At 72.1% G+C, this 26,606-nt stretch carries 30 protein-coding genes; 10 read left to right on the plus strand and 20 right to left on the minus strand.

Annotated features, from left to right (window positions below):
• Positions 1–115 precede the first annotated feature (115 nt).
• Positions 116–523, minus strand: coding sequence for a hypothetical protein (locus ACFV88_RS01400; RefSeq protein WP_385484722.1), 408 nt, complete (start codon positions 521–523; stop codon positions 116–118).
• Positions 524–620: 97 nt separating this feature from the next.
• On the opposite strand from ACFV88_RS01400, the gene ACFV88_RS01405 reads away from it, so the two are divergent.
• The 3 genes from ACFV88_RS01405 to ACFV88_RS01415 are packed head-to-tail and all read left to right on the plus strand — an operon-like array spanning position 621 to position 2,592.
• Positions 621–1,853 carry a helix-turn-helix domain-containing protein gene (locus ACFV88_RS01405; protein ID WP_385484725.1) on the plus strand — a complete coding sequence of 411 codons (1,233 nt, stop codon included), beginning with the start codon at positions 621–623 and terminating at the stop codon, positions 1,851–1,853.
• Positions 1,850–2,380 (plus strand): flavoprotein, encoded by a 531-nt coding sequence (locus ACFV88_RS01410; RefSeq protein WP_385484728.1) that lies wholly within the window; start codon positions 1,850–1,852, stop codon positions 2,378–2,380. Before ACFV88_RS01405 ends, ACFV88_RS01410 begins: the two co-directional genes overlap by 4 nt.
• Positions 2,381–2,385: 5 nt before the next feature.
• Entirely contained in the window at positions 2,386–2,592 is a 207-nt protein-coding gene (locus ACFV88_RS01415) for a hypothetical protein (protein ID WP_385485199.1), read from the plus strand.
• A gap of 209 nt (positions 2,593–2,801) precedes the next feature.
• Here ACFV88_RS01415 and ACFV88_RS01420 read toward each other — a convergent pair whose 3' ends face one another.
• Positions 2,802–3,296 carry a GbsR/MarR family transcriptional regulator gene (locus ACFV88_RS01420; protein ID WP_385484731.1) on the minus strand — a complete coding sequence of 165 codons (495 nt, stop codon included), beginning with the start codon at positions 3,294–3,296 and terminating at the stop codon, positions 2,802–2,804.
• 95 nt (positions 3,297–3,391) lie between these two features.
• On the opposite strand from ACFV88_RS01420, the gene ACFV88_RS01425 reads away from it, so the two are divergent.
• The 3 genes from ACFV88_RS01425 (at position 3,392) to ACFV88_RS01435 (ending at position 6,882) form a co-directional block, all read left to right on the plus strand.
• On the plus strand, positions 3,392–4,303 hold the full coding sequence (locus tag ACFV88_RS01425) for an ATP-binding cassette domain-containing protein (RefSeq protein WP_385484734.1): 912 nt from the start codon (positions 3,392–3,394) through the stop codon (positions 4,301–4,303).
• Positions 4,300–5,922, plus strand: a complete 1,623-nt coding sequence (locus tag ACFV88_RS01430; protein WP_385484737.1) for an ABC transporter permease — start codon at positions 4,300–4,302, stop codon at positions 5,920–5,922. The genes ACFV88_RS01425 and ACFV88_RS01430 overlap by 4 nt, the downstream gene beginning before the upstream one ends.
• 75 nt (positions 5,923–5,997) lie before the next feature.
• Positions 5,998–6,882, plus strand: coding sequence for a phosphotransferase family protein (locus tag ACFV88_RS01435; RefSeq protein ID WP_385484740.1), 885 nt, complete (start codon positions 5,998–6,000; stop codon positions 6,880–6,882).
• A gap of 41 nt (positions 6,883–6,923) precedes the next feature.
• On the opposite strand, the gene ACFV88_RS01440 is transcribed toward ACFV88_RS01435, so the two are convergent.
• The 3 genes from ACFV88_RS01440 to ACFV88_RS01450 form a co-directional block, all read right to left on the minus strand.
• A complete protein-coding gene (locus tag ACFV88_RS01440) occupies positions 6,924–7,589 on the minus strand; it encodes a response regulator (protein WP_385484743.1) in 666 nt (221 codons plus the stop codon).
• Positions 7,586–8,905 carry a sensor histidine kinase gene (locus ACFV88_RS01445; protein WP_385484746.1) on the minus strand — a complete coding sequence of 440 codons (1,320 nt, stop codon included), beginning with the start codon at positions 8,903–8,905 and terminating at the stop codon, positions 7,586–7,588. Before ACFV88_RS01445 ends, ACFV88_RS01440 begins: the two co-directional genes overlap by 4 nt.
• A 133-nt stretch (positions 8,906–9,038) precedes the next feature.
• Positions 9,039–9,959, minus strand: coding sequence for an alpha/beta hydrolase family protein (locus tag ACFV88_RS01450; protein WP_385484749.1), 921 nt, complete (start codon positions 9,957–9,959; stop codon positions 9,039–9,041).
• A gap of 377 nt (positions 9,960–10,336) precedes the next feature.
• On the opposite strand from ACFV88_RS01450, the gene ACFV88_RS01455 reads away from it, so the two are divergent.
• Positions 10,337–10,777: an NUDIX hydrolase gene (locus ACFV88_RS01455; protein ID WP_385484752.1), complete on the plus strand. Its 441-nt coding sequence runs from the start codon at positions 10,337–10,339 to the stop codon at positions 10,775–10,777.
• 88 nt (positions 10,778–10,865) lie between these two features.
• On the opposite strand, the gene ACFV88_RS01460 is transcribed toward ACFV88_RS01455, so the two are convergent.
• From ACFV88_RS01460 to ACFV88_RS01485, 6 genes are all read right to left on the minus strand, one after another.
• A complete protein-coding gene (locus ACFV88_RS01460; protein WP_385484755.1) occupies positions 10,866–11,432 on the minus strand; it encodes a GNAT family N-acetyltransferase in 567 nt (188 codons plus the stop codon).
• The gene (locus ACFV88_RS01465; protein ID WP_385484758.1) at positions 11,429–12,052 is read right to left on the minus strand and encodes a lasso peptide biosynthesis B2 protein; all 624 of its coding nucleotides are present in this window, start codon (positions 12,050–12,052) and stop codon (positions 11,429–11,431) included. Before ACFV88_RS01465 ends, ACFV88_RS01460 begins: the two co-directional genes overlap by 4 nt.
• Positions 12,049–13,752, minus strand: a complete 1,704-nt coding sequence (locus ACFV88_RS01470) for an albusnodin/ikarugamycin family macrolactam cyclase (RefSeq protein WP_385484760.1) — start codon at positions 13,750–13,752, stop codon at positions 12,049–12,051. The genes ACFV88_RS01465 and ACFV88_RS01470 overlap by 4 nt, the downstream gene beginning before the upstream one ends.
• A gap of 79 nt (positions 13,753–13,831) precedes the next feature.
• Complete coding sequence (locus ACFV88_RS01475; protein WP_385484762.1) at positions 13,832–13,966, minus strand: albusnodin family lasso peptide; 135 nt, start codon at positions 13,964–13,966, stop codon at positions 13,832–13,834.
• Positions 13,967–14,307: 341 nt separating this feature from the next.
• Entirely contained in the window at positions 14,308–14,505 is a 198-nt protein-coding gene (locus ACFV88_RS01480) for a hypothetical protein (RefSeq protein ID WP_385484764.1), read from the minus strand.
• Positions 14,502–14,672, minus strand: a complete 171-nt coding sequence (locus tag ACFV88_RS01485; protein WP_385484766.1) for a hypothetical protein — start codon at positions 14,670–14,672, stop codon at positions 14,502–14,504. Before ACFV88_RS01485 ends, ACFV88_RS01480 begins: the two co-directional genes overlap by 4 nt.
• Positions 14,673–15,356: 684 nt before the next feature.
• Between ACFV88_RS01485 and ACFV88_RS01490 the strand changes: the two genes are divergently transcribed.
• Together ACFV88_RS01490 and ACFV88_RS01495 are read left to right on the plus strand one after the other, a co-directional pair.
• Positions 15,357–16,199, plus strand: a complete 843-nt coding sequence (locus tag ACFV88_RS01490; RefSeq protein WP_385485177.1) for a Scr1 family TA system antitoxin-like transcriptional regulator — start codon at positions 15,357–15,359, stop codon at positions 16,197–16,199.
• Positions 16,196–16,405, plus strand: a complete 210-nt coding sequence (locus ACFV88_RS01495; RefSeq protein WP_385484768.1) for a DUF397 domain-containing protein — start codon at positions 16,196–16,198, stop codon at positions 16,403–16,405. The genes ACFV88_RS01490 and ACFV88_RS01495 overlap by 4 nt, the downstream gene beginning before the upstream one ends.
• Before the next feature lie 148 nt (positions 16,406–16,553).
• Here the strand turns inward: ACFV88_RS01495 and ACFV88_RS01500 are convergent, their stop codons facing one another.
• The 9 genes from ACFV88_RS01500 to ACFV88_RS01540 form a co-directional block, all read right to left on the minus strand.
• Positions 16,554–17,762, minus strand: a complete 1,209-nt coding sequence (locus ACFV88_RS01500) for a kynureninase (RefSeq protein ID WP_385484770.1) — start codon at positions 17,760–17,762, stop codon at positions 16,554–16,556.
• Positions 17,759–18,691 (minus strand): tryptophan 2,3-dioxygenase family protein, encoded by a 933-nt coding sequence (locus ACFV88_RS01505; RefSeq protein WP_385484772.1) that lies wholly within the window; start codon positions 18,689–18,691, stop codon positions 17,759–17,761. The genes ACFV88_RS01500 and ACFV88_RS01505 overlap by 4 nt, the downstream gene beginning before the upstream one ends.
• A gap of 183 nt (positions 18,692–18,874) precedes the next feature.
• On the minus strand, positions 18,875–19,288 hold the full coding sequence (locus ACFV88_RS01510) for a DUF3151 domain-containing protein (protein WP_385484774.1): 414 nt from the start codon (positions 19,286–19,288) through the stop codon (positions 18,875–18,877).
• Positions 19,289–19,541: 253 nt separating this feature from the next.
• Complete coding sequence (fbaA, locus tag ACFV88_RS01515; RefSeq protein ID WP_385484776.1) at positions 19,542–20,564, minus strand: class II fructose-bisphosphate aldolase; 1,023 nt, start codon at positions 20,562–20,564, stop codon at positions 19,542–19,544.
• Positions 20,565–20,780: 216 nt separating this feature from the next.
• Positions 20,781–21,329: an orotate phosphoribosyltransferase gene (gene pyrE / locus ACFV88_RS01520; protein WP_385484778.1), complete on the minus strand. Its 549-nt coding sequence runs from the start codon at positions 21,327–21,329 to the stop codon at positions 20,781–20,783.
• 59 nt (positions 21,330–21,388) lie between these two features.
• Positions 21,389–22,189: an aldose 1-epimerase gene (locus tag ACFV88_RS01525; protein WP_385484780.1), complete on the minus strand. Its 801-nt coding sequence runs from the start codon at positions 22,187–22,189 to the stop codon at positions 21,389–21,391.
• A gap of 22 nt (positions 22,190–22,211) precedes the next feature.
• Positions 22,212–23,294: a carbon monoxide dehydrogenase gene (locus tag ACFV88_RS01530; protein ID WP_385484782.1), complete on the minus strand. Its 1,083-nt coding sequence runs from the start codon at positions 23,292–23,294 to the stop codon at positions 22,212–22,214.
• A gap of 123 nt (positions 23,295–23,417) precedes the next feature.
• Positions 23,418–25,130, minus strand: coding sequence for a polyamine aminopropyltransferase (locus ACFV88_RS01535; protein ID WP_385484784.1), 1,713 nt, complete (start codon positions 25,128–25,130; stop codon positions 23,418–23,420).
• 92 nt (positions 25,131–25,222) lie between these two features.
• Complete coding sequence (locus ACFV88_RS01540; RefSeq protein ID WP_385484786.1) at positions 25,223–25,741, minus strand: DUF2617 family protein; 519 nt, start codon at positions 25,739–25,741, stop codon at positions 25,223–25,225.
• A 577-nt stretch (positions 25,742–26,318) separates the two neighbouring features.
• Between ACFV88_RS01540 and ACFV88_RS01545 the strand changes: the two genes are divergently transcribed.
• Positions 26,319–26,465, plus strand: a complete 147-nt coding sequence (locus ACFV88_RS01545; RefSeq protein ID WP_385484788.1) for a hypothetical protein — start codon at positions 26,319–26,321, stop codon at positions 26,463–26,465.
• The last annotated feature ends 141 nt before the right edge of the window (positions 26,466–26,606 follow it).

Genomic DNA, 26,606 nt, shown 5'->3' on the forward strand with positions numbered 1-26,606 from the left:
GCAGGGCACTCCACGTGGGCGTAGGCCCGGTACAGGGTGCCGACCGGGGACTGACGCACCTGCGCGTCATACTGCTGACCCTCACGAATCGGCAGCAGACACCGCACGCAGAACATCACCACGCCCGCGTACCCACCGCAATCGTGTCCACCCCGGCCAACGCCGCCAACGCACGCAACACGATCGCAAGCCGCCGCTCACCCAAGTTCTCCACCTGCCAGAGCGGCACGAGTCGCGGAAACCCCACCGCCACCACCAAGTCCAAGAACGCCCGCTCGCTGGTGTCGAGGACGAGGGCCGTACGATACTGACCCTCGAACCGCGGCCAGTCCAACGACGCCACCCTCCCCGAATCCACCACGAGCAGGTCACGGACGTCCCCGCGGGCCAGCACGTCACCCTCCTGGATCAGCGCAGCGACCGCCGCCCGCTCACCCACATCACGGGACCGCGCCCACTCGGTGAGGCGGTCGGTCAACAAGGGAGTCGGCGGGTCGGTGGTAGGCGCGACGATCCTGTCCATGGCGTACCCCATCTGGTAATCGGCAGTGCACGCACCGTAAGACCCGGTAGAACGGAGGCATGCACGCAAAGTGCGTGCCTTGCTCTGGGAGCACGCCGTGGACGCAGAAGGCATCAGCCGCCGAATCGCATACTGGCGCGATCGCCGCGGCTTCACCCAAGCCGACTTCGGGCACCTGATGGGGCAGACGAGACGCTGGGTACAGGACCTGGAAGGCGGACAACGCCAGCAGGACCCTCGTCTGTCGGTGCTGATCCGCGCAGCCGAAGTACTGCGGGTGCCCCTGGAGTGCCTGTTGAACGATCAGCGGGCAGAGTGCGACATCGTCGCGGTGCCCGTTGAGGCGGTCCCCGTGCTGGACGTACTGGACCGACACGACGTGCTGGCCCGGGCTGGCGACTGCGAAGGAGCCTGCCTGCCGACTGCCGCACTACGACGGCAGCTCGCCTACTGCTGCGAGGCGTTCCAGGCGTGCCACTACGCGTCGCTCGGCAAGCACCTACCAGCTCTCATCGTGTCGGCACACCGCTTGGTTGCAGCAGCTCCATCCGGCAACTGCGAGGCACAAGGGCTTCTCTCACGCGTGTACCAACTAACCGCATCCTTCCTCCACAAGTACGGAGAGAGCACGAAGGTCCAAGCAGCCATTGCCGCTGATCGAGCCCTCATCGCTGCTGAGCAGTCTGCTGATCCGGTCGCGATCGGCGCAGCGTCCCGGCGTGTGGCGAAGAGCATGGTGAGTCAGGGACGCGGAACCGCCGCCGCTGCCTTCGCCACCGCATCCGCCACCCGACTGGCGAGTGACCTCAGAGGCCGCGGCCCAGTGGGTCTGTCGACGTTGGGAATGCTCTACCTGAATGCCGCCCTCGCCGCATCAGGGGAAAAAGAGAAGTCCAGTCGCGCGATCCGGTCCGCGACCGACCTCGTCGAAGCCGCTGCCGACGTGGCCCAGCAGCAAGGGTCCGACCTCAACGCCGACTGGACCGCGTTCGGACCCACCAACGTGGGACTTCACCGGATCGACGTGCTGGTGCGGTTCGAGGACGGATGGTCAGCGCTTGAGGCGGCGAGCGGACTGGACGACACGTTCATCGCCAACCTCGCCAAGGAGCGGCGTGCGCAACACCGCCTCTCGATGGCACGCGCTCAACTCCTGACACGGCGCAAGGACGCAGCGGTGCAATCGCTTCTCGAAGCTGATGCGTTGGCCCCCGAAGAGGTGCGCAGGCGCCCGTCGACCGTACACCTGGTCAAGACCCTCATCAGCGTGCATCCGCAGCCGGGTGAGGCATTGCAGCAGCTCTCGAAAGCGTGTGGACTGCGCGGATGACCAGTCAGCGGGTTCTGTATCTGATCGCGTGCGCTGCCGGGCCGACCCAGTACGTGGACGAGGGGGTGCGGATCGCGCAAGGCGCGGGCTGGGACGTCTGTCTGGTGCTGACGCCGTCCGCGGCAGGCTGGTGGGCTCCCCGGATGAGCGAATTGGAGGAACTGACCGGGCATCCGGTGCGGTCGCAGTACAAGCTGCCGTGGCAGACGGACGCACTACCGAGGGCCGCGGCGATGCTGGTCGCCCCGATGTCGTGCACGACGCTGAACAAGTGGGGCGCCGGGATCTCGGACACGCTGGCGATCGGCCTGCCCGCGGAGGGCGTGCACTTGGGCGTGCCCGTCGTGGCGATGCCGTACTTCAACCAGGCGCAGGGAGCGCAGCCCGCGGTGACCGCCTCGGTGGAGCGGCTACGCGCGCAAGGCGTACGGGTCCTCGTCGGACCGGACGGGTACACCCCCCACCCACCGAAACAGGGCGACGCGAAGTCGTTCCCCTGGTCCCGCGCGGTCGACGCCCTACCGTAGTCCGCGTGGCCATCAGCGGACCTATCACTGACAGCCCCGACTCCGTGCGCGTGGTCGGCGACGCACCCGCCGCCGCCAACTCCGAACTGCTCCAACGTGCAGACCGGTTGGCGGCCGTGTGGGACGGCGAGCCGCCGTCGGGCAAGGGCGGCGGAACCGCGGCCCCCGTGCTCGAAGCACAAGCCGCAGGCATCCCCGTCGACCGCATCTGACCAACGGGCACAGCTCGCCTCAGGTGAACCCCCAAGAGGGTGCGCCCCGCCTCCCATAGGCGCGCCCCCGAAGGTGCGCGGGGAACGGCGCGAGCAACCACGACGCACCCGCACCGGACAACGCGCCGCACCCCCACGGAACAGCCCACCGCAGGTGAACGCCCCAACCGCAAGGCGCGCCGACCCGCAGGGCGCCCCGACCCGCAGGGTCAGAGTTCCAGTGAGCGCCGGTGGGCCTCCCACCGGGTCATGAGCTCGGCCAACTCCGACTCCAGGAACTCGAAGAACAGCAAGGTCTCGGTCAGTCGACGCCCGGCCGGCGACCCCGCCCCCAAGCTGGCGACCCCTTCGCGCATCGCCTCGGCCCACCGCTTCAGCACCGCGTCCCGGTTGGTGAGCGCCTGGAACCACTGGGTGCCGTGCACCACGTACCGTTCGCGCCGCGAGCCGGGTTCCCGTTCGCGGGACACCATGTGCTGCTGCGACAGGTACCGCACCGCGCCCGACACCGCGGCGGGGCTGACCCGTAGCTGCTCCCCCAGTTCCGCAGAGGTCATGTACCCCCGGTCGGAGGAGAGGATCGCCGCGAACACCCGGGCCGGCATGGACGGCATGCCCGCGCTGACGAGTTGCGCCGCGAAGTGCTCGACGAAGCGGTTGACCTTGGCCTCGTCGCGTTCGGCCCCCCGGTCGTTCTCCGCCATGCCCCGATCATCTCCCCGTGTCGCGCAGCACCCGTAAGGAGGTTATACGGTTTCCTATCTTCACAAACTTCTGAAAGAAGCGTACGTTCCGAAGCATGACGAAGGCAATCAGCGTGGCCGGGCTGCACAAGTCCTTCGGCCGCACCAGGGCGCTGGACGGACTCGACCTCACCGTGGAGACGGGCGAGGTGCACGGCTTCCTCGGACCCAACGGCGCCGGGAAGTCCACCACCATCCGGGTCCTGCTCGGACTCCTGCGGGCCGACGGCGGCAGCACCCGGGTGCTCGGCGGCGACCCGTGGCGCGACGCCGTCGACCTGCACCGCAAGCTCGCCTACGTGCCCGGGGACGTGACCCTGTGGCGCAACCTCAGCGGGGGCGAGGTCATCGACCTGTTCGGGCGACTGCGCGGCGGACTCGACCGGAACCGACGCGACCGGCTCGTCGAACGCTTCGAGCTCGACCCGACGAAGAAGGGTCGCACCTACTCCAAGGGCAACCGGCAGAAGGTCGCCCTCGTCGCCGCCCTCGCCTCCGACGTGGAACTGCTGGTCCTGGACGAGCCGACCTCGGGCCTCGACCCCTTGATGGAGGAGGTGTTCCAGGACTGCGTCGGCGAGGAACGCGACCGCGGCCGTACCGTGCTGCTCTCCTCCCACCTGCTCAGCGAGGTGGAGACGCTGTGCGACCGGGTGAGCATCATCCGGCAGGGCCGCACCGTCGAATCGGGTTCGCTGGCCGAACTGCGGCATCTGACCCGTACCAGCGTCAGCGCCGAACTGGCCGCTCTGCCCGGCCCGTTGGAGCAACTGCCCGGGGTGCACGACGTGGAGGTGCAGGGCCACCGGGTCCGCCTCCAGGTCGACACCGACCAGCTCGACGGCGTCCTGCGCGCCCTCACCGGGTCCGGGGTCCGCTCGCTGACCTCGACGCCACCCACCCTGGAGGAACTCTTCCTGCGCCACTACCAGGACGGCGAGTCCACGGCCGGGGCGGTGGCCCGATGAGTGCCGTCGCCCCGGCCGCCGGGACCCGTACGCGGACGGTCCGCGGGTCCGGACCGTTCACCGGCACGGGCACCCTGCTGCGGCTCGCCCTGCGCCGCGACCGGGTGACGCTGCCGGTGTGGGTGCTCGTCATCGCCGCGATGGTCGTCAGCATCCCCGGCACCCTCGCCGACCTGTACGACACCTCCGCCGAACGCGCCGAGTTCGCCCGGTCGATCGCCGCGAACAGTTCCCTGCGGGCGATGTACGGGCCCTCCTTCGGCGACTCGATCGGCGCGCTCACCGCCATGCGCATCGGTGTCTTCGCCGCCCTGTTCGCCGGGATCATGAGCCTGCTGCTGGTGGTCCGGCACACCCGCGACGAGGAGGAGAGCGGACGCCAGGAACTCGTGTCCTCGACGGTCGTCGGACGCCGCGCCCCGCTCACCGCGGCCCTGCTGGCCGCCGCCGTCGCCAATGCGGCACTCGCCCTGCTGATCACCGCCGGGCTCCGGGGCGAGGGCGGGGCGGGCGCGCTCGCGCTGGGGCTGGGCGTCGGCGGCACCGGACTGGTCTTCGCCGCCACCGCCGCGATCGCCGCCCAGCTCACCGAGAACGGGCGGCTCGCCAAGGGCCTGACGGCGGGGGTGCTCGGCGCCGCGTTCGTGCTGCGCGCGGCCGGGGACTCCGGCACCGCCGACGGCTCGTCCCCGCTGACCTGGCTCTCGCCCCTCGGCTGGACGGAGAACCTGCGCGCCTTCGCCGGCGAACGCTGGTGGGTGCTCGCGCTGCTGGGCGCGGCCGTCCTCGTCCAGGGCGCGGTGGCGTACCGGCTCGCCGACCGGCGTGACCTCGGCATGAGCTTCCTGCCCAGCCGCCCCGGACCCGCCCGGGGCGAACTGCGCACCGCCGGGGCACTGGCCTGGCGACTCCAGCGCGGCAGCCTCTTCGGCTGGGGCGCGGGCTTCCTGGTCAGCGGGGTCGCCTTCGGCGGCATCACGGCCGGCGCCGGGGACCTCGTCGGGAACAACGAACGGACCCGGGAGATCATCCAGCGGATGGGCGGCGCCTCCGCGATCACCGAGGCGTTCCTCGGCACGATGGCCGGGATCTTCGGGCTGGTCGCCGGGCTGTACGTCGTCTCCTCGGTGCTGCGGCTGCACGGCGAGGAGACCTCGGGGCGCGCCGAACCGCTGCTGGCGGCGCCCGTGAGCCGCACCAGCTGGGCGGCCGGCCATCTGCTGGTGGCCTTCGGCGGGTCCGCGCTGCTCCTGCTGCTGAGCGGGGCGGGACTCGCCCTCGGCTACGGGAAGGACCCGGGGCAGGCGCTGGCCGCATCCCTGGTGCAGCTGCCGGCGGTGTGGGCGGTCGGCGGGCTCGCCGTGCTGCTGACCGGGGCGTCACCGCGGTGGGCGGCCGGGTCCTGGGCCGTTGCGGGCGCGGTGCTGCTGCTCGGCTGGCTCGGTCCCGCACTGGAACTCCCCTCCTGGGTACTGGAGTCGTCACCGTTCGGGCATCTGCCCAAGCTGCCCGGGGAGGAGCTGCGGTGGGCGCCGGTCCTGGTGCTGACGGCGCTCGCGGCGGGGCTGGTGGCGGCGGGGCTCGCGGCACTGCGGCGCCGGGACCTCACCTCGTCCTGACCTGTGCCACCGGGACCCCCGAGGTGGCGGACGGCGTTCTGTCGCCCGCGCCGCACCGCCGCTACCGTGCCGACCATGACGCCGCCCGCCGCGCCCGAGGGTTCCGTGTCCGTCCTGGAAGTCGCCTGCCGTGCGGCCGGGTTCGCCGCCCGGGGTGCCGAGCCGGTCCGGCTCGCCGAGAACGAGATCTGGCGCCTGCCCGGCCGGGTGATCGTACGGATCGTCCGCCCCGGTCAGGGCGCCGCCGCCGCACGGGAGGTGCGGGTGGCCCGGTGGCTCGCCGAGCAGGGGGTGCCCGCGGTGCGCCCGCTGCCGGTGGCGCAACCGGTGGAGGCGCTGGGGCATCCGGTGACCTTCTGGGAGGAGCTGCCGCCGCACCGGCGCGGCACCACCGCGGACGTGGTCGACCTGCTGAAACGGCTGCACGCCCTGCCGCTGCCGGACTGGGAACTCGGCCGGCTCGACCCCTTCGTCCGGGTCCCCGAGCGGATCGCCGCCGCCACCACGACCCCCGCCGACGACCGGGCCTGGCTGCACCGCCGGTACGAGGAACTGCGCGCCCGGTGGGCCACCCTGCCCGCGGGGCTGCCGCACTGCGTGGTGCACGGGGACGCCTGGCTCGGGAACGTCGTCCTGACCCCGGACCCGGTGCTGATCGACTTCGAGCGGGCCTGTGTCGGACCGCCCGAGTGGGACCTCGTCGCGACCGCCGCGAAGATCGGCACGGTCGGTACGGTGACCTCCGCCGAGTACGCCGACTTCTGCACGTCCTACGGGACCGACGTGACCGCCTGGGCGGGTTACGAACTGATGGCCGCGGTACGGGAGTTACGCATGGTGTCGTACGCCGTCCGGTACGCGGTGGGCCGGCCCGACTGGCACGCCGACGCCCAACAGCGGGTCGACTCCCTCCGGGGACGCCGCGGCCCGCGCCCCTGGAACTGGCGCACCATCCTCTGACCGCCCACCGGGACCCGTCCGCACCACGGGCCCACGGGACCTCAGCCCGGGGTGACCAACCGGGCCTCGTACGCGAACACCGCCGCCTGCGTGCGGTCCCGCAGCCCCAACTTGACCAGGATGCGGCTCACATGGGTCTTCACCGTCGATTCGGCGACCACCAGCCGCGAGGCGATCTCCTGGTTGGACAGGCCCTGGGCGATCAGCACCAGGACCTCCGTCTCCCGTTCGGTCAGCTCCCCGTACGCGCTCTGCGTCGTGACCAGGGACCGCGGCTCGCCCGACAGCTTGGAGAACTCGGTGATCAACCGCCGGGTGACGCTCGGCGCGAGCAGCGCCTCACCGGCGGCCACCACCCGCACGCCGTCCGCGAGTTGCCGGGCCGAAGCGTCCTTCAGCAGGAAGCCCGAAGCGCCCGCGCGCAGCGCCTGGTACACGTACTCGTCGAGGTCGAACGTGGTCAGGACGAGGACCTTCGTCCCGCCGCCCGCCGCGACGATCTCCCGGGTGGCGTCCAGCCCGTTCAGCTCCGGCATCCGGATGTCCATCAGGACGACGTCCGGCGCCAGCTCCCGCACCCGTTCCACCGCCTCGCGGCCGTTGACCGCCTCCCCGACGACCTCGATGTCGGGCATCGCGTTGAGCAGCACCGAGAAGCCCTCGCGCACCATCATCTGGTCGTCGACGACCAGCACCCGGATCGTCATGCCTGCTCCTCCACGGCCCGGACGGGAAGGAACACCGCGACCTCGTAGCCGCCGTCCTCCTGGTCGTCCGCCGTCATCTCGCCGCCCAGCATCGCCACCCGCTCCCGCATCCCGGTGATCCCGTGGCCGGCGCCCGGGGACGGCTTCACCAGACCCCGCGCGGGCCCGTTCACCACCCGCAGTCCGAGGCCGCCGAGCACATAGCCGACCTCCACCCGGGCCGCCGCGCCCGGCGCGTGCCGCAGGCTGTTGCTCAGCGCCTCCTGCACGATCCGGTACGCCGACAGTTCGACGCCCGGCGGCAGCTCCCGCACCGCGCCCGTCACCGTCTTGGTGACGTCGAGACCCGTGTCACGGACGTTGGCGAGCAGGGCGTCCAGGTCGGCGAGGGTCGGCTGCGGGGCGTCCGGCGCCTCGTAGTCCTCGGCGCGGACCACCCCGAGCACGCGGCGCAGCTCGGTGAGGGCCGCCACCGCGTTCTCCCGGATGGTGACGAACGCCTGCTCCAGCTCCGGCGGCGGGTTCTCCACCCGGTACGGGGCCGCCTCCGCCTGGATCGCGACGACGGACATGTGGTGGGCGACCACGTCGTGCAGCTCGCGGGCGATCGTGGTGCGCTCCTCCAGCAGGGTGCGCCGGTCCCGCTCCACGGCGGTCACCGTGCGCTCCGCGGCCACCACCTGGCTGGCCTCCCGCCGCACGTGCCACAGGGTGACCAGCAGCACCAGCACCCCCGACAGGATCACCATCGCCCAGGAGTCCGAGTTGTAACCGCGGTCCACGGAGGCGACGCCCGTCGCGAACAGCGAGGTCAGCACCCACATCCACAGGCCCGTACGGGTCCGGGTCCGGATCGTCACCACCGTCACGATCACCAGGTGCGCGAAGAACCCGGCCCCGGTCCACGGCCAGGTGCCGCCGTCGAAACCGCTCAGCGCGACGATGACGGGCACCGAGGCCAACGAGGCGAAGAACGCGAGGACCGGGCGGACCATCGTCAGCACCACCGCCAGCGCGGGCAGCGCGCCCATGATCAGGGCGGCCAGCTCCGGGGCCCCGTACGCGGACACGGCCCCGGCGAAACACGTGAACGCCGCGAGGGCCGTGACCAGCACGTGCGGCGCCCACGCGCCGCGCCCGCCGAACCAGGTGGCGATGCCGCGGTCCGCGCGGAGCGGGCCGAGGGGACGGTAGGCGAAGGCGTTCCGGAACATGTCCTCGCGCAGCCCGCCGAACACGTCCCTCACGAGGTCGTACTCGGGGCTGGAGGAACCGGCGGCCGGCCTCGGACTCGGTATCTGCTGGGTCTGCGTCACCCTACGAAGGTAAGCGCCCCGCCGGACCCGGTCGTCCCCTGCGAGACGGGTTCGCCGGGGTCCCCCTCAGGTACTACACGGACTACACGACTACACGGCCTACACGGCCTACACGGCCTACGTGGACTCCGGATCACCACGCGAGCTGGGCGATCTCCTCGGCGACCACCGCGCAGGCGTCCGCCGCCGGGTCGATCAGCGGGAAGTGCCCGACGTCCGGCAGCACGGTGAGCCCCACCTCCTCGCCGGCCCGCGCGGCGGCGTCCGCATAGGCGTCGGCGACCGCGCGGGGCACGTCCCGGTCGGTGGCGCCCTGCACCAGGACCGTCGCGATCCCGGTGGGCAGCAGGGCCGCCGGATCGGCGTACGGCAACCGCGCTTCGAAGGTGCTCGGGCCGCCCAGGAACTGCCGGGCCGCGTCGGAGCAGACGCCGAGCGCGGTGGCGGTGCGCAGGTCCGCGATCGGGGCGAGCGCGACGACCCCGCGCAGGGCGGGCGGCCGTTCCAGGAACCAGGGGGCGTCGGGCGGCAGCGCGTGCCGGGACGCGGCCCACAGCGCGAGGTGGCCGCCGGCGCTGTGGCCGGTCAGGACGGTGCGGCGGACGTCCGCGACGGGCAGCAGCCGCGCGACGAGCCCGGGCAGAGCGTCCAGGGCCGCGGCGACGTCGTCCAGGGTGTCGGGCCAGCGGCCGGCCACGGGTCCGTCGGGGGTGCGGGTCTCCGTCCGCTGCGCGGGCAGCGGCGCCGGGCCCCTGCGGTACTCGACGGAGGCGACGGCGAGACCGGTCCGCGCCAGGTGCGCGGCGAACGGGCTGAGGTGCGCACGGTCGTACGGGGCCCGCCAGGCGCCGCCGTGCAACGCGACGACCAGGGGGGCGGACGCGGGGCCGTTGGGGTCCCCCTGCGCGGTGGGCGCGTAGAAGTCGATCACCTGGTCGGGGTGGGGGCCGTACGCGGCGGTGGCGTCCGGGGGGACGGTCGGGTGCGAGAACGCGGACGCTTCCTCCGCGGTGGCTGCGGCTGCGGCTTCTGGGTCGTCGTCTTCGTCCGGCATGCTCGGCCCTTCGTTTCGCGCGGAACTGATCGGCGGGACCGTACCAGGGGCTCCCCTCGCCCCTTCGAGACGTTCCCCTGCGGGTGCGTGGTGGTTGCTCGCGCAGTTCCCCGCGCCCCTTTCGGGGCGGTCACCTGCGGTGCGTTGTGCTGTGCGGGTGCGTGGGGGTTGCTCGCGCCGTTCCTCGCGCCCCTATCGGGGCGTCTGCCTGCGAGGACGGCGCGCCTTACGCCCACCCACTACCCCGTTGTACGAGTGCGGTGACCGTCACCGCGTCGAGCACGGTGTGCGGTGCGCCCCGCACACCCGACCGGTGGGGGCCGGCGCCGGCCGTCCAGTGCGGGTCGGCTGGGCGGGGGCCGCTACTCTCGCGTCGCATGAGCCGCGACAGCACCAGCGCTCCTGCCCGTGACGCATCCGTGGTCGTAGCCGTGGACGGGGAGGGACAGGTGGCGATCCTGTCCGCTCACTTCCCCACCCACGGCGGCGAGTACCTGTTCCTGCCGGGCGGGCGCAGGGAGGACGGCGAGACCCCCGAGCAGTGCGCCCGGCGAGAGCTCGCCGAGGAGGCGGGGATCACCGCCGAAGCATGGAGTCCACTCGGCTCCTATGCCATCACCCTGGCTTCGCCCGCCCGTGTCCACCTCTTCGAGGCACGCCGGCTCTCCCTGGGGCCACAGCAGTTGACCCCCAGCGAACTGGATTTCAAGCTGACGTGGTGGCCCTTGGACGAAGCCGTACGAGCCGCCGCCGAGGGCCGCTTCCTCCTCCCCGCCGGGCCTCTCGCACTCATGCTGGCCGCTCGGGCGGGTGCGTGACGCCGCGGCCCTAACCCTCCGCGTCGTGGTTCGCGGTGCACGTTCCCGGGGTGTTCACATGGCGGGAGCAGACCCGGACGAGGGTGGGTCAAGTACCGAGGGCGGTGGCCACTGCGGACGTTCCGGGGAAGTCCTCGGGTACGGCGTCCATGAGCAGCTCGTCCACGGGTTTGCCGAGCCAGTACCCGGACCGCCGGAGCCGGCCGCCGGGACGGAACCCCGCCTTCTCGTACGCGCTGACTCCGGCCGCGTTGGGCTCCAGCACCTTGAGCCACACCATGCGTAGGTGGGCGAGGTGGAACGCCCAGTCCAGCGTCAGGCGAGCCGCCTCCGCGGCGTAACCCTTCCCGCGTTCCTCCGGAGCGAGGACCATCACGAACTCGGCCGTGCGCACATAGGTGTTGACTTCCAGGATCGTCATTCCCACGGGCGTACCGTCGTCCAGCCGGACCACCTCGAACTGCTGGAAGCGCTCGTTGCCGCGCTGACGCTCGTATCCGGCGGCACGAACCTCCCAGGACTGCGCCCACTGGTTGCCGTAGCCGCTGATCGTCCCGGGGTCGTTCTCCCACGCGTGGTACTTCGGCAGCATGTCCTGGCGCGGCATAGCGAGGGCGAGCGCTTCGCCGCTCAACAGGATGTGCGGATCACTCATGGTCGTACTCCTCTGCGAGCCCGTGCCGACCCGGGCCCGTCTGATGTGTAGGTGGTGGTGTACAGCGCGGTATCCGTCGGTTCTTCTACCGGAGACCCGTCCGCGTCGGCTATCCAGGCGTGTAGCCGCACGGGATCGAGCGCTACACCGTGTCGCCACTCGGCGCGGCGTCGAACGACCGTCAGCAAGAGCGCGGCAGCCGTCGAGTCCTCCAGACAAGCCCAACGCATCGGCAAGGATTGTGCGGCCCAGCGAACCGCGCGCACAGCGTAGCGAGCCTGGGAGGCTGTGGCCGGGGGCAAATCGCGCCCCGAGCACGCGAGCCGGACCAGCCGGGAGAACCGTGCCCGGCGACGACCCACGCTCCACACGGCAGCGGTGACGAGCACGACGGGCACGGCAGCGACCCGCCACCGCAACGGGATGGGTGTCGGCTCGGGAAGAGCTGCCGACTGTTCGACGGTCCCCCACGTCAGAACCGTGTCCGGAAGGTCAATGACTGTCGCACCCATGGCCGTTGCTTCATCGGAAGTCGGGTGCAGCTCGGTTGACCCCGTGTCGTAGTCGATCACGACACACGCGTGGGCGGCACGGGCGACCACGGTACTGGTTCGGCTCATTGCGCGTCCGCCGTGGCCGATGTGGTCCGCGTCCAATGGGTGCCGGGCGCGCGTTCGACCGCCTCTAGCCACACCTCGGCGGCGAGGACGGACAGCAGCGGGGGCCAAATCGCCTCCGCACCGAGGGCTGCCGCGTGGATCGTCGCGCGCAACGGCCCGGGGTCGACGAGCCCGAGGGCAGCCAGGCGCCCGTCCGCGAGGCCGAGCACCCGTCGTCGGTTGACACGAAGCCCAAGGTGGAAGTCGCCGACCATCAAGCCCTTGGCGGCCCGCCTGCGGTGCGCGTCGGGCAACAGATCAGCGAACGTGTCGGCGAGCATCGGCTTGTACCGACGTACCGAGTACCGCTGTTCGACGGGGGCCGATACCACCGCGTCAAGGACGGCCCCGTCGAAGTAGGGATTGTGCAGTGCCACGCCGAGCGAGTCCGCGAGCTGGATCTCCGCATTCGCAGACCGGGCCACCGTCCGCAGCTCGGCCGCCAACGCCGCGCCCGCTTCGGGACCCCTGGAGGCGCTCGCCCTCGGCCCAGGTGCCACGAGCCACCCGGGACACCCGAAATCCGACCGGCCGATGCGGGCAGCGTCACCCCGCAGAGCGGTAGCGATCAACGGGCGCGGGCTCTGGCGGCGCAAACGTGCCCAGTCTCGGGCGTCCCTGAGCATCCGAATCCAGTGCCCGCTACGTGCAAGACCCGCAAGGTGAGCGGGGGCGGACAAGAACAGATTGTCTCCGCCGTCGCCGGTCAGGTGGCAGGCGAAACCCGCAGCGGCCGTCGTGCCGAGTTGGTCCGAGAACATCGACCACGCGGCCGTTGACGGTGCCGGCTCGTCCGTGGCGGGCAACGGTACGTCGGTCGCCGTGAACGGCAGATGCCGAATGCCGAGTGGGAAGGGCGCACGGGTGAGACCGGGAACATCCAGCGCCCGCGCGTACTGCATGTCACCGCCGTCGGTGATACCAGCCGGGTGCACGGTCACGCCCGTGACGGGCCCGTACTGCGCGGCGAGCAATGCGACCGTGGTCGAGTCCATGCCCGCTAGGTCCGTCGTCGCGGATACCCCCTCGACCCGCACGCGGACCCCCTTGCCGAGCGCGCGCCGAAGTGCTGCCGATGCCTCGCGAGGGGTTCGTCTCGTCGGCCTCCACCACGCAGTGAGCGACGCTCTCCCCCCGGCGTCGAGCGTCAGCACATGACCAGCGGGGACCGGTGTCACGTCCGCCCACGCGCTACGACCCGGAGCGGGCGCGTGCTTGTCCCGCAGGTACGCGGCGAGCCATCCGGTATCGACGCGGTGGCCGACGAGGGAGGACAGCGCGAACGCGCTGGACCCCCACACCGTCCCGCCCGGGATGCTGACCCTGTAGAGGGGCGACGCCGCGCCTGTGTCAGCTAGGACTTCCACACGGCCCCGCTCGGTCAGCCGAACAACCGTGTGCGACCCGGCCCACGTCCCCGCGACCGTCGCCAAATCGGGGGCCGACAGGGCACGGGCCAGGTCGTGTTCCGTGGCCGAGCACGGGCCGAGCACTGCGATACGCGCGCCACCGAGTTCCAGACTCCGGATGTGCTCGGGCCGCCAGTCACCAGAGGCCCACAGCGCGGGGTCGCTCCAGAGCAGACGTGCGCCTGTCGGTACTACGGCAGGCCGGTCGCCCGGTGAGCCTCCGCCGTACCACCGCGGTTTGCGTTCTTCCAACTCATCACCTCATCCGCCGTTACACATCGGGGCGGCCCCCGAGGGGATTGCTTCCGCGGGGGCCGCTTGGGGCGCTGATCTAGCTGTACGGAGTCTGCTTCGACTCCACCGACGACGACGTGCTACCCCGCGTCAGTGCGGCAGCGTCGCCCAGTTCGACGACGGTCGGAACGTCCGTCTCCACGGTCGTGTCCTTCGTGTGCTCCTGGTCCATGTGTCTTCCTCCTCTCTCATCCGGCGGAACAGGTCCCCCCTGCTGAGCGGGACGCCCACTCTTGCGGGCAGGGGAAGTCAGGTCAGGGCCTCATGCCCTAGTGAGCGGGGTACTTCGGAGACTCGATCGACAGCCACGACGGTCCGGTCCCCGTGGGGAATCTCCCAGGTGCCGAGCTGGTCCGCGAGCCGCTTTTCCCCCACGTTCCCGATGGAACGAGACATGGACATACCGGACTCCCCTCTCTGGCATCACTCGGTCACTTCAACACCGGAGGCAAGAGGCTTCCTCCACACAGCCCGCCCTCCTTCTGCGACTCGCGCGGCCCGCGTGAGGCTCCGCTAACCCTCCGCGTCGTGGTTCGCGGTGCACGTTCCCGGGGTGTTCACGTGGCGGGGGCAGACCCGGTGCGTGACGAAGTTCGCGCCGCTCTGGCTGCCGTACCCGATCACCACGGGAGCCGTGGTCCAGCAACCGCAGAGGCAGCAGTGCGCACCGGACTCGGCGGGCGGCCCGCCGAGCAGCGCGTCACGTGTCACCGCAACGCCTGCACGCGGAGCCCCCGCAACACCCGCCCCGGGTACGGGCTCACGAACGACCCCAGCACCGTCCGCCCGCGTCGCGGGGTGCCGACGGCCCGCCCCTGCGCGAACACCAGGGTCCGGTACGCGCACTGGTCGACGACCCCGGCCACGTACAAGGGCACCGGGTCGTCCAGCACTGCCGGCCCACGGCGCCCCCTCCGCGGACGGTGACCGATCACGTCGTCACCCCCGGCAGCGTCCGCGGGTCGACGTCATCCGGCGGGTCCCACTGCACCGTCTCGAACAGCGCCCGGTCGAACCGACGATGACCCGTCTCCCGGAAGTGCCGCTCGGCCCACCGCAACGAACCCTCGTCCGACCGACTCTCCGGCCCCGGCGGCGGCACCGCACCACACGACGGCGCCCCCGACACGCACTGCACATACGCACGCGCCCCCCAGAAGTCCAACCGCCGCAACGTCCACTCGATGTGACGAAACCTCCGACTCACCGCACACCACCACCCCGACTGCTGCGTACGTTCGACTCCACCAGCGCGGGCCGGAGCCGGTCCACGACCGTCGCCGCACGCACGTCCTCACGACGCACGTGCCACTCGACCCCACCCCCCGGCGGACGGAGGTACACCGGACCCCACGTCACATCCATCACCACCCCCACGACACCCCGCACCGTGTCGAACGCGAGGTCACCCACTGCGAGTTCGCCTGACTGTCCTTGCGGCACTACGGTCTCGCCGCACACGACCGCTCCTCTCCGTAGCGACTCTGCTACCAAGCGCTTCGAGAGTGGCCCAGGGCCGGGTTGCCTTCAACTTGGCCCAACCGAAGGAAGGGTTGGAACGGATCTTGAACCGAAAGTCGCTGAACCCGGACGATGGCCCAGTAGCGGCGTACGGCGCACGTCTACGCAGTGCACGCGAGGCACGGAGCTGGACCCAGGAGCAGCTAGCCGAGGAGATGGAATGCTCAAGTCAGCACATCTCGGCCTTGGAAACTGCTCGGAAACCTCCAACCCTTCATAGCGCGAGGAAAGCTGACGAGGCATTCGGCCTGCTGGGAACCGCCCCCGAGTCGTTCGAGCGCGCCTACCGGGACATGAAGAACGGGAGCCTTCTTGAGGGCTTCCCCCAGTACGTGAGGCATGAGGCGCGGGCCGAAGAAATCCGCCTCTTCGAAGTAGGGCTCATCCCCGGACCGCTCCAGACCCGCGAGTACGCAGCGGCCGTGGAAGCTGGATATGTGAGGCGGGGCGCCATCTCGACTGAGCAAGCTGACCAACGAGTTGGGGTGCTGGTAGAGCGCCAGGCAGCCCTCACGCGGGACAACCCGCCGATGCTCATCGCGGTCTTGGACGAGAGCTGCATCCGCTGCCAGGTTGGCGGGCCTCAGATCATGGCCAAGCAGTTGATGCACCTGGTGGAGTTCGCCAGTCTGCCGAACACGGCCCTACAGATCGCGCCATACACCATGGGCGAACTGCGGCCCTTCAATCGACTGGTCAATCTGCTGACACTGACCGATCGGTCCGTGATCGCGTACGTAGAGTCCCAGACCCAGGGATACCTGGACCGAGAAAGCACTTCAGTGATGCCACTGGTGAGGACCTACCATCAACTACAGACCGAAGCGCTGTCACAGGCCGAGTCTGTGGCCTTGATCGAGCAGGTACGGAAGGGCATCTCGTGACGATAGAACCCCGCAACTGGCGCAAGTCTTCATACAGCGGTGGCGGTGGCTCGTGCGTCGAGTGGGCGCCCGCACACGCCACCGCAACCGGCACGGTCCCCGTCCGCGACTCCAAGAACCCCAGCGGACCCATACTGAACCTCCCCGCCGACGCCTTCACATCCTTCGTCACGGAGGTCAAGGCCGGCGGGTTCAGCACGTTCTGATCCGCGGGAGCCCCACCAGCGCCGGTGGGGCTCCCGTGCACCGCACCGAACAGCGCACCGCAGGTGGGCGTCCCGATAGGGGCGCGGGGAACGGCGCGAGCAACCACCACGCACCCGCACGGGACAGCGCACCGCAGAACCGCGGGACCTACGCCAACGCCCCCGCGAGGACCCGCGCCGCCCGCTCCGTCTCCGCGAAGCTGACGTACAACGGGGCGAAGCCGAAGCGGAGGACGTCCGGGGGCCGATGGTCCCCGATCACCCCCCGCTCACCGAGCACCCCCATCACAGCGGCAGCGCCCTCGCAGCGCAACGCGACCTGACTGCCCCGCTCCCCGTGCGGCAAGGGCGTGGCCACCTCGACCCGGCCGGGCGGGACGTACGCCGTCACGCACTCCAGGAAGAAGTCCGTCAGGGCGAGCGACTTCGCGCGGACGGCCTCGACGGTGACGCCGTCCCAGACGGTCAGCGCCTCCTCCAGCGCCAGCAGGGAGAGCACGTCCGGCGTGCCGACCCGACCGCGTCCCGCGCCGGGCGCCGGCTCGTACGCGGGGCGCATGCCGAACGGTTCGCGGTGGCCCGTCCAGCCGGGCAGCGGGGAGTCGAACCGCGGTTGGAGGTCGCGGCGCACGTAGAGGAACGCGGGCGCACCCGGGCCCCCGTTCAGGTACTTGTACGTGCAGCCGACCGCGAGGTCCACCCCGTGCAGGTCCAGGTCGACCGGCAACGCCCCCGCACTGTGGCACAGGTCCCAGATCGCGTACGCGCCCGCCGCGTGCACCGCCCGGGTGAGGCCCGGCAGGTCGTGGAGGCGGCCCGTGCGGTAGTCGACGTGGTTGAGGAGCACCGCGGCGGTGCGCGGGCCGAGTACCGCGGGCACCTCCCCAGGCTCCACCGGGCGCAGCGCACAGCCGGTCATCCGGGCGGCGGACTCCGCGATGTAGCCGTCGGTGGGGAACGTGGTGGAGTCGACGACGAGTTCGTCCCGGACCGCGCCGCCGGGGTCCGCGCCGCGCGCCATGCGGACCGCAGCGACGACCGCCTTGAAGACGTTCACGCTGGTGGAGTCCGCGACGACGACCTGTCCCGGGGCGGCGCCCACGAGGGGGGCGATCCGTTCGCCGATGCGCTCGGGGGCGTCCCACCAGCCGCTTCGGTCCCAGGAGCGGATCAGCAGCTCGCCCCACTCCCGGCGGATCACCTCGTCGATGCGGGCGGGCACCGAACGGGTCAGTGCGCCCAGGGAGTTGCCGTCGAGGTAGGTGGTGTCCTCGTCGCGGAGGAAGCGTGCGCGTACGGCGGCCAACGGGTCGGCGGCGTCCAGGGCGGCGGCCTTCCCCTCCAGCGCGGGCCTCACACCCGGCTCCGGGCGGTCCACAGCTCAGGGAAGACGTTCTTCGCGGCCCGCTTCTCCAGCCAAGCCACGCCCGCCGAACCGCCGGTGCCCTGCTTGGCGCCCATGGCCCGGCGGGTGGCGGAGAGGTGGTCGTTGCGCCAGCGCCAGACGAGTTCCGCCACGTCGGTCAGTGCCTCGCCGAGCCGCAGCAGCTCCGGGTCGGGCGGCGGGCCGTCGCCGGCAGCGGACTCCGAACCACCGGTGGACTCCGGACTGCCGGCGGGCTCCGGGCTGCCGGCGGGCTGCTCGGCCGCGTACAGGGCCGTCCACACGTCCTCGACCTGCGGCGACGGCTCGTAGCGGGTGGCGGGGTCACGGTCCAGGACGGCCGCGGGGACGGGGTGGCCGCGGCGGGCGAGCAGCCGCAGCACCTCGTCGTAGAGGCTCGGTGCGTGCAGCGCCTCGTCGAGTTCGGCGTGCGCGCGGGGTGCGCCGCGGTGGGGGACGAGCATCGACGCGGACTTCTCGCCGAGCAGGAACTCCATCCGCCGGTACATCGCGGACTGGAAGCCGGAGCCGTCGCCGAGGGCGTCCCGGTAGGAGTTGAACTGGGCGGGGGTGAGTCCGCTGAGCGGGCGCCAGGACGCGTTGAGGGCGTCGAGCTCCCGGACGGACCGCTTCAGCGCGGCGGTCGCCGCGGGCACGTCGTCGGCGCGCAGGGCCGCGGAGGCGGTCTCCCACTCGTGGACGATCACGGTGAACCACAGCTCCATGACTTGGGTCGTCACCAGGAAGACCATTTCCCCCGGATCGTCGGACAGGGGTTGCTGGAGATGGGTGAGCACGTCCGCGTGGACGTAGTCCTCGTACGGCGTCGTGCCGTGGAAGTCGAGGTGCGGTGCTTCGGGCGCCCCCGGGGCGGCGCCGCCCTGCTGTGCCTGGTGGGACATCGCTGTCTCCGTGCGTGTTCCGGGTGGCGGTCCGCCCCTGCCGCTTCGGCAGGGCGCCCCGGTCCCCACCCGCATCCTCCGCGATCACCCGGAACACGGCAAGGCCCGCCCGGGCCGGGAACGGCGGGCGGGCCGTGCGGGCCGCCACCACCTCGGCGGGGGCGGGCCCGGTACCGCGGCGGGTCAGCCCAGGGTGTGGGCGGCCGTCGGGGAGGAGTCCTTCAGGAACTGCGCGCAGCGCGCGTGCTCCTCCTGCTCGCCGATCGACTGCGCGGCGCGCGCGAGGGCGTGCAGGGCGCGCAGGAAGCCGCGGTTCGGCTCGTGCTCCCACGGCACCGGGCCGTGGCCCTTCCAGCCGCTGCGGCGCAGCGCGTCGAGGCCCCGGTGGTAGCCGGTGCGGGCGTACGCGTACGACTCCACGACGCTGCCCCGCTGGAACGCCTCGTCGGCGAGCTGCGCCCAGGCGAGGGAGGAGGTGGGGTACTGGGCGGCGACATCGGCGGACGCGGTGCCCTGGGCGAGCAGTTCGCGGGGGCCGGGGTCGTCGGGCAGATGGGTCGGGGGCGGTCCCCCGAGCAGGTTCTCGTGAATGGCCATGGGTTCCAGTCTCCCAGGTGCCCCGGGGTGGTGCGGGGGGTGTGGCGGGATGTGGGTGCCCTCACCCAGCGTGTGCGCGGGGGCGCGCACCGCGCGCGGGGGAAGCGCCTCCGTTTCCCGCACTACGGCGTCCCCCCAGGGTGACCGGACACGACCGAGGTCCGGCCCCCCTGGGTGGGGGGCCGGACCTCGGTCGTACGCGGGTGCGGTGCGCGGCCCGTCCGCCGGTACGGGGCGGGCCGGGGTCGCGGGACTACTTGATGCGGGTGCCCGTGGAGCGCAGGTTGGCGCACGCCTCGGTGATCCGCGCGGCCATGCCGGCCTCGGCGAGCTTGCCCCAGGTGCGCGGGTCGTACTGCTTCTTCGCGCCGACCTCGCCGTCGACCTTGAGGACGCCGTCGTAGTTCTGGAACATGTGGGCCACGACGGGACGCGTGAACGCGTACTGGGTGTCGGTGTCGATGTTCATCTTGACGACGCCGTTCTCCAGCGCGGTCGCGATCTCCTCGACGGTGGAGCCCGAGCCGCCGTGGAACACGAAGTCGAACGGGTCCTGCTGGCCGAACTTGGCGGCGACGCCCTCCTGGAGGTCCTTCAGGAGCTCCGGACGGAGGACGACGTTGCCCGGCTTGTACACGCCGTGCACGTTGCCGAAGGACGCGGCGAGCAGGTAGCGGCCCTTCTCGCCCAGGCCCAGGGCCTCGGCGGTGCGGATCGCGTCGTCGACGGTGGTGTACAGCTCGTCGTTGATCTCGTGGGTGACGCCGTCCTCCTCGCCGCCGGTCGGGGTGATCTCGACCTCAAGGATGATCTTGGCGGCGGCGGCCTTGGCCAGCAGCTCCTGGCCGATGGCGAGGTTGTCCGCGAGGGTCTCCGCGGAACCGTCCCACATGTGGGACTGGAACAGCGGGTTCACGCCGCGCGAGACCCGCTCGGCGGAGATGTCGATGAGCGGCCGGACGTAGGTGTCCAGCTTGTCCTTCGGGCAGTGGTCGGTGTGCAGCGCGACCGTGATGTCGTACTTGGCGGCGACGATGTGCGCGAACTCGGCGAGCGCGACCGCGCCGGTCACCATGTCCTTGCTGTACTGCCCGCCCGCGAACTCCGCGCCACCGGTGGAGATCTGGATGATGCCGTCGCTCTCGGCCTCCGCGAAACCACGGAGGGCGGCGTGCAGGGTCTGCGACGAGGTCACGTTGATGGCCGGGTAGGCGAACTTGCCTGCCTTCGCCCGGTCGAGCATCTCGTTGTAGACCTCGGGGGTTGCGATGGGCATCTGTCCGCTCCTCGATGCTGTGCGGGATGTGGTTCTGACCGACCCCGACCTAGGTATTCCGGACCCGGACACCGCCGCGTCGTCAGGCGGTGCTCCGGGGTGGCGACGTCATCGTCGTACCCATCCTTCCAGATGCGGAAGGCCGCCCCAGTCCGGGGTGTCCCGGCGAAACCGGGTCACACCGGACACAGCAGTCACTCGGACGGTGCGACGGGGTCAGTCGAGACCCAGCTCGTCCTTGCCGAAGGCGTGCAGGTACGGCACCGAGGCCCCTGCGGTGATCTTCTCGGCGGCGCCCGTCGCCCGGTCCACGATGGTGGCGACGGCGACCACCTCGGCGCCCGCCGCGCGCACCGCCTCGACGGCGGTGAGCGGGGAACCGCCGGTGGTCGAGGTGTCCTCCACCACCAGGACGCGACGCCCCTTGATGTCCGGGCCCTCCACCTGGCGCTGCATGCCGTGCGCCTTGGCGGCCTTGCGGACGACGAACGCGTCGAGCCGCTGTCCGCGGGCCGCCGCGGCGTGCAGCATCGAGGCGGCGACCGGGTCGGCGCCCATGGTGAGGCCGCCGACCGCGTCGAAGTCCAGGTCGGCCGTGAGGTCGAGCATCACCTGACCGACGAGGGGCGCGGCCTCGCCGTCCAGGGTGACCCTGCGCAGGTCGATGTAGTAGTCGGCCTCGATACCCGAGGAGAGGGTCACCTTGCCGTGGACCACGGCCTTGTCCTTGATCTGCTTCAGCAGGGCGTTTCGTGCGTCGCTCATGCCGCCAGCTTAGGCCGGGCCCCGGGGTGCGCCGCGCGCTCCGGGGCCCGGCCGCCGGCTCAGGGGCGGCGCCAGGTCCAGGTGGTGGTGGCCTCCAGCGGCTGCACCGGGGTGACGAGCCGGGGGGCGGTGTTCAGGCCGTTCGGGGGGCCGGTCTGCGGCTCCACGCACACGGCGGCCTCCTGCTCGTCGTACACCACGACCCACTGTTCGCGGGAGGTGACGGTGAGGGCGAGGCGACCCGGCCAGTTCAGGGTGACGTCCACCCCGTCGGGCATGCCGAAGCAGTCGTCCCACGGGCCGGGCAGCGGGTCGATGCGGCGTCCGGTCGGCAGGTGGTCGGCGCCCCGCTCCTCCTGCCAGGCGGCGTCGAACGCGAGCTGAACGGGGGCGCCGTCCGGTTCGAGCTGCCGGTTGAACCAGGGGTGCCAACCGACCTGCGCGGGGAAGGACGAGTCGTACGTCTCCACGGCGAGGCCCAGCGTCAGCGAGTCGGGGGTCAGTTCGACCGTCTGCGTGACGAGCCCGGAGTACGGCCACGGTTCGGCCAGTTGGTGGGTGATGACGGCGCGGTCGGCGGTGAGGCTGTTGCGGGCGGTGCGCCAGGCGCCGTCCCGGGCGGTGCCGTGGATGGCGTGCGGGGCGGCGTTCAACGGCATCTGGTGGACCTCGGCGCCGTCCCGGAACCGTCCGTCGCGGATGCGTCCGCACCAGGGCACCATCGGGAACGACCCGTAGCGCTCGCCCTGGCGCAGCAGCTCCGTCCCGTCGATCCGCAGACTCCCGATCCGGCCGCCGTCGCCCGGCAGCACGGTCACCTCCGCGTCGCCCGCGGTCAGCGTGATCTTGTCGTTGCTCACGGTCCGACCCTACGGTCAGCGGTCACCGCCGCCGGCGCAGGGCCCGTCCCACGACGATCGCGGTGGCCACGGCCAGGGCGGCGGCGGGCGCGGCCCAGCGCAGGGTGGCGCCCTGAGCGGTGGCCTCCGGCGCGGGCACGGGGGCGTACCGTCCGCGCGGGGGCGCGTGGTCCACTTCCTCGGCGCTGCGGCCGATCATCGTGCGGCGGGCGTGGGCGGCCTCCACGGGCGGGACGTCGGCGTGCGCGACGTCCAACCCTTCAGCGCTTCCGACGCTCTCGCCGCTTCCAACGCCCTCGCCGCTTGCGCCGCCGTCGATGCCGTCGCCCCCCTCGGGACCTTCGACGCCTGCGGCCGCTTGGATGCCTTCGATGGCTTCGACGGCTTCGACGGCTTCGATGCCCTGGTCCTCGGGAACCTCGTCGACGCCGTCGGTGTCTTCCGCGGTTCCGGCGTCGGGCTCGTCCTCGGCGTCGGGCTCGGTGTCCGCGAACGCGTCGGTGCCGTCGGGGCCGTCGGTGCCGTCGGGCCCGTCGGGGCCGTCCCCGTCGGCCCAGGTGCTCGGTTCGACGTCGACGAACTCCGGGTCGGGGGCCGCGGGCGGCGCGTCCGTCTCGGCGTCGGCGCTCAGGTCGTCACCGTCGTACGCCCCGGCTCCGGTGTCGGGCCCGGCCGCCGCGGTCAGCGCCTCGGCGAACCGGTTCAGCAGCCGTACGCCCGCGGACTCCAGCGCCTGCGCGTCGAGCTCCGCGGCCCGGCCGTCCCCGCTGCCGGTGACGGTGAAGGCCGCGGTGGTCCCCTCCCCGGTGGGCGTCAGGGTCACCGTGACCGTGACGTCAGCGGTGCCCGTGCCGCGCACCTCCGTGCCCTCGGCCCGGAAGGTGACGCCCTCGGGGTCGCCCGGGTCCTCGGGGGGATCGCCGATCCGGAAGGCACCCCGGTACGTGATGGTGGTCCCGCCGGCGCGGAACTTGAGTCGGCCCGTGCCGGGTGCGTCCCCGGCGTCCTGTTGGAAGCCCGGGACTGAACGGGTCACCGTCGTCGGATCGGCGAGCGCCGCGCGCAGAGGTTCTACCCCGAGCGGAAGGAACACCTCGTGCTTCATGGCACCCGAGCGTACCGACGTCCTCCGCCCCGGGCCGCCGGACCGCCGGATCGGTTCCCCCGGATCGGGTCGCGTACCCGGTGACGAATCGGGCCGCACACCGTGCCGGGCGCGTCCGGGGCCTCAGGCGTACCGCGGGTGGACCAGGGTGGAGACGGGCGCCCCGGACGGCCGCTCGCGTTCCGCGCGCCGCACCGCGTCCGCGAGCGCCCGGGCGGTGAGCGCGGTGGGCGCGGTGGGCGGCAGTTCGGGGGCCCTCGGACTCACCGCGGCGGGCAGCGCTGCGGAGGGCGGAGCTCCGGGGGTCGGGGCTCCGGGGGTCGGGGCCCGGCGCCCGGCCAGGACGACCGCCCAGCCGCGCACCCCCGCGGCGGGCGAGGCGTACGGGACGGTCCGCAGTCCGGCGGCCCGTACGGTCGCCTCGACGGTCCAGAACGTGCGCGGGCCCTGGTCGCCGTCCTCCGGCCCGCCCGCCCGGACGGCCAGCCGTCCGGTTTCCGTGAGCATCCGGCGGGCCAGTTCGTAGAACTCCCGGGAGTACAGCTTGGCGCTCTCGACCCGGCCGGGCCCGGGCAGATCGCAGATCACCACGTCGTACCGGCCCCGCCCGGCCGGCCCCGCCCGGCCCGCGCGCAGCCAGTCGAAGACGTCCGCCGTGGTGGTCCGGACCCGCGGATCGCGCAGGGCGCCGCCGTTGAGGGCGGTGAGCGCCGGATCGGTACGGGCCAACCGGACGAGTCCGGCGTCGGGTTCCACCAGGTCGAGCCGGCGGACCCCGGGGTGCGCGAGGACCTGGCGGGCCGCCAGCCCGTCGCCGCCGCCCAGGACCAGTACCCGGGCCCGCGGCCCGACCAACGCGGGCCGCACCAGGGCCTCGTACGGCTGGTGGGAGCGGGGGGCGTCCCCCGCGGCGAACCGGTGCCGGCCGTCGACGTAGAGGTGGACGGGACGGTCGCCGCCGCCGGTGAGGACCACCTCCTGCTGTCCGGTCCAGGCGGTGGAGCGCACGTCGTCCCCGTACATCGTGCGCCGCGCGGTCCGTTCGAAGTCGTCGACGAGGAGGGCCGCGGCGGCGAGCAGGGCCAGGGCGATGACGTTGGCGGCGAGCACCAGGCGGCGGGCCCGTCGGGTCAGGTCCCGGTGGAACAGCCCGAGGACCAGCAGCCCGCCCGCGACGGCGTTCACCACGCCGGTCAGCAGCGTGCCGGTGAGCTGGCCGAACACGGGCAGCAGCAGGAACGGGAAGGCCAGCCCGCCGACCAGGGCGCCCACGTAGTCGGCGGCGAACAGGTCGGCGACGGCGCCGCTGGCGTCCTGGCGCCGGATGCGTTGGATGAGGACCATCAACAGGGGCACCTCGGCGCCGATGAGCACCCCCATCGCGAGGGAGAACCCGACGAGCAGCACCCGGTGGTCCTGCGCCCAGGCCGCGGGCCCGCCGCCCGCTCCGGCACCGGGACCGCCCGTCCAGGCGAAGGCCGCGTAGAGGGCCATGCCGCTGCACCCGCCGATCAGGGCGAGGACGGCCTCGATGAGCCCGAAGCCGACCGCGGCGCGGCTGCGCAACCGTTTCGCGGCGAGCGAGCCGAGGCCCATCGCGAAGACCATCACGGAGAGCACCAGGGACGCCTGGGTGACCGAATCGCCCCACAAGGAGGAGGCCACGGCCAGCAGTTCGAGTTCGTAGGCGAGCCCGCAGGCCGCGCAGACGAACACGCCCACCAGGACGAGGAACCGGGCCGCGCCCGCAGGAACGGGCAGCGGTGTCCGGCCTTCCGCGCGGGGGGACGCACCGGGCGGAACGGCGACCGGGACCGGCGGGGGCGATTCGATCACGTTGCGACGGTACGTCACCGTTTCACCGGGGCTGGTCACCCACACGTGTGGACCTGCCGGCGGGGCAAGGCGCCGTCCCGGACGACGCGCGCCTAGAGCGTGGCGGCGACCCGTAAGCCCACCCGGGTACGGGTCGCGACGAGTTGGCCGTCCTGCGGGTACGCGTGCCAAGTCCGCCAGTGCACATGGCCGTTGTGGAGCTGGGCGAGCATCGCCGTGAAGGCGTGCGGATCGCCGGGGAAGACTCCCGCGAGACCGTTGGGGTGGTCCGAGACCAGCGCGATGAGTTCCTGCGCCCGACCGGCGAACTGCCCGCCGGACAGGGTCTCGACGCGGGCCGCGAACTCGTACTCCCAGTCGCCGACCCGCTCCGCCACGCCGAGCGGGAGGGGGGTGCTGCTGCCGGGGATGCAGGCGACGGTCTCCGAACAGGTGCCGCGCTCCTCCTCCAGCAGGACCTGGTGGGACGCGCCGAGCAGGCGCAACTGGAGCTTGGCGTCGGACAGTTCTAGATCGAGGGTGGCCAGGGCGGGCAGCGGCTCCCGGCCCAGCGCCCAGGCGAGGTCGGTGGCACTGGTATCGGTGTAGGAGGTTTTCAGGGTCGTGAGCATGGGTCGGCTCCGCTAGCACACAAAGGGAGAGGGAGCCGGCGGGGCGCCCGCGGTGGACGCGGGGGATACGGTCCGGAGCGGTTCCGGGCGATCTGCATGCCGGCTCGTGCCCACGAGGTGTCCGAGGGCTGCGTTGACGTTAAGAGGGAATCATGAACTTCAGCGCCACCACAGCGTTTTTACCCAAGTTCATGCGCATTCCATCCCCCAGAGGGCTGCCCTGCTCACGTGTTCAACCTCCGTTGCGGGAACCGGTGATGACGGAACGGCACTCATGGGACGGACGGTGCGCGACGGACTCCCGGACCGGGGAGTGCACCGAGTTCGCACGCCCCCCTCACGCATCGGGCGCCTCCTGCCGGGCCGGGCACGGCGCAGCGCCCGCCGGCCGGAGCCGACGGGCGCTGCACGGTGTGCGCGGGCGGACGGACCAGCTGCCCCGTGTCAGCTGCCTCCGCCGCACCCACCCCCGCCCCCACCGCAGGATGAGGAACTCCCACCGCAGGAGGAAGAACTCCCACCACAGGAAGACCCGCCGCTGGAGCAGGAGTGCCCGCCCCCGCTCCCGCCTCCGTGGTTGGTGCTGCTGCTGCCCGTGTACCAGCTGCGGCTGTTGCGCCTCGCCGGACGCTGGGTCCTGCTGGCGGTGATCACCGCGATGGCCACGATCACCACGACTCCCGTGATGACCAGGATGCCCACGACCATGACTCCCCCTCCCTGACCCCGCGCGCGGGGCCCTGCCGGAGTGGTCCGCCGCCGACCGGCGACGACCACTCCGGGCGCGTTGTACGTTTCGCGCCGATTCTGACTCTTCCCCCGTGAGCGGCCCCGGGGAGGGGCCTGCTCGCCGTGTGCAACGGAG

The organism is Streptomyces sp. NPDC059816, from assembly GCF_042732055.1.
Lineage (GTDB): Bacteria > Actinomycetota > Actinomycetes > Streptomycetales > Streptomycetaceae > Streptomyces.

Excerpts from the sequence above, each read along its gene's own strand:
- ACFV88_RS01400 (WP_385484722.1), bottom strand. The coding sequence starts at position 523 with ATGGACAGGATCGTCGCGCCTACCACCGACCCGCCGACTCCCTTGTTG.
- ACFV88_RS01410 (WP_385484728.1), top strand. The coding sequence starts at position 1,850 with ATGACCAGTCAGCGGGTTCTGTATCTGATCGCGTGCGCTGCCGGGCCG.
- ACFV88_RS01420 (WP_385484731.1), bottom strand. The coding sequence starts at position 3,296 with ATGGCGGAGAACGACCGGGGGGCCGAACGCGACGAGGCCAAGGTCAAC.
- ACFV88_RS01425 (WP_385484734.1), top strand. The coding sequence starts at position 3,392 with ATGACGAAGGCAATCAGCGTGGCCGGGCTGCACAAGTCCTTCGGCCGC.
- ACFV88_RS01430 (WP_385484737.1), top strand. The coding sequence starts at position 4,300 with ATGAGTGCCGTCGCCCCGGCCGCCGGGACCCGTACGCGGACGGTCCGC.
- ACFV88_RS01435 (WP_385484740.1), top strand. The coding sequence starts at position 5,998 with ATGACGCCGCCCGCCGCGCCCGAGGGTTCCGTGTCCGTCCTGGAAGTC.
- ACFV88_RS01440 (WP_385484743.1), bottom strand. The coding sequence starts at position 7,589 with ATGACGATCCGGGTGCTGGTCGTCGACGACCAGATGATGGTGCGCGAG.
- ACFV88_RS01450 (WP_385484749.1), bottom strand. The coding sequence starts at position 9,959 with ATGCCGGACGAAGACGACGACCCAGAAGCCGCAGCCGCAGCCACCGCG.
- ACFV88_RS01455 (WP_385484752.1), top strand. The coding sequence starts at position 10,337 with ATGAGCCGCGACAGCACCAGCGCTCCTGCCCGTGACGCATCCGTGGTC.
- ACFV88_RS01460 (WP_385484755.1), bottom strand. The coding sequence starts at position 11,432 with ATGAGTGATCCGCACATCCTGTTGAGCGGCGAAGCGCTCGCCCTCGCT.
- ACFV88_RS01465 (WP_385484758.1), bottom strand. The coding sequence starts at position 12,052 with ATGAGCCGAACCAGTACCGTGGTCGCCCGTGCCGCCCACGCGTGTGTC.
- ACFV88_RS01475 (WP_385484762.1), bottom strand. The coding sequence starts at position 13,966 with ATGGACCAGGAGCACACGAAGGACACGACCGTGGAGACGGACGTTCCG.
- ACFV88_RS01505 (WP_385484772.1), bottom strand. The coding sequence starts at position 18,691 with ATGTCCCACCAGGCACAGCAGGGCGGCGCCGCCCCGGGGGCGCCCGAA.
- ACFV88_RS01510 (WP_385484774.1), bottom strand. The coding sequence starts at position 19,288 with ATGGCCATTCACGAGAACCTGCTCGGGGGACCGCCCCCGACCCATCTG.
- fbaA (WP_385484776.1), bottom strand. The coding sequence starts at position 20,564 with ATGCCCATCGCAACCCCCGAGGTCTACAACGAGATGCTCGACCGGGCG.
- pyrE (WP_385484778.1), bottom strand. The coding sequence starts at position 21,329 with ATGAGCGACGCACGAAACGCCCTGCTGAAGCAGATCAAGGACAAGGCC.
- ACFV88_RS01530 (WP_385484782.1), bottom strand. The coding sequence starts at position 23,294 with ATGAAGCACGAGGTGTTCCTTCCGCTCGGGGTAGAACCTCTGCGCGCG.
- ACFV88_RS01540 (WP_385484786.1), bottom strand. The coding sequence starts at position 25,741 with ATGCTCACGACCCTGAAAACCTCCTACACCGATACCAGTGCCACCGAC.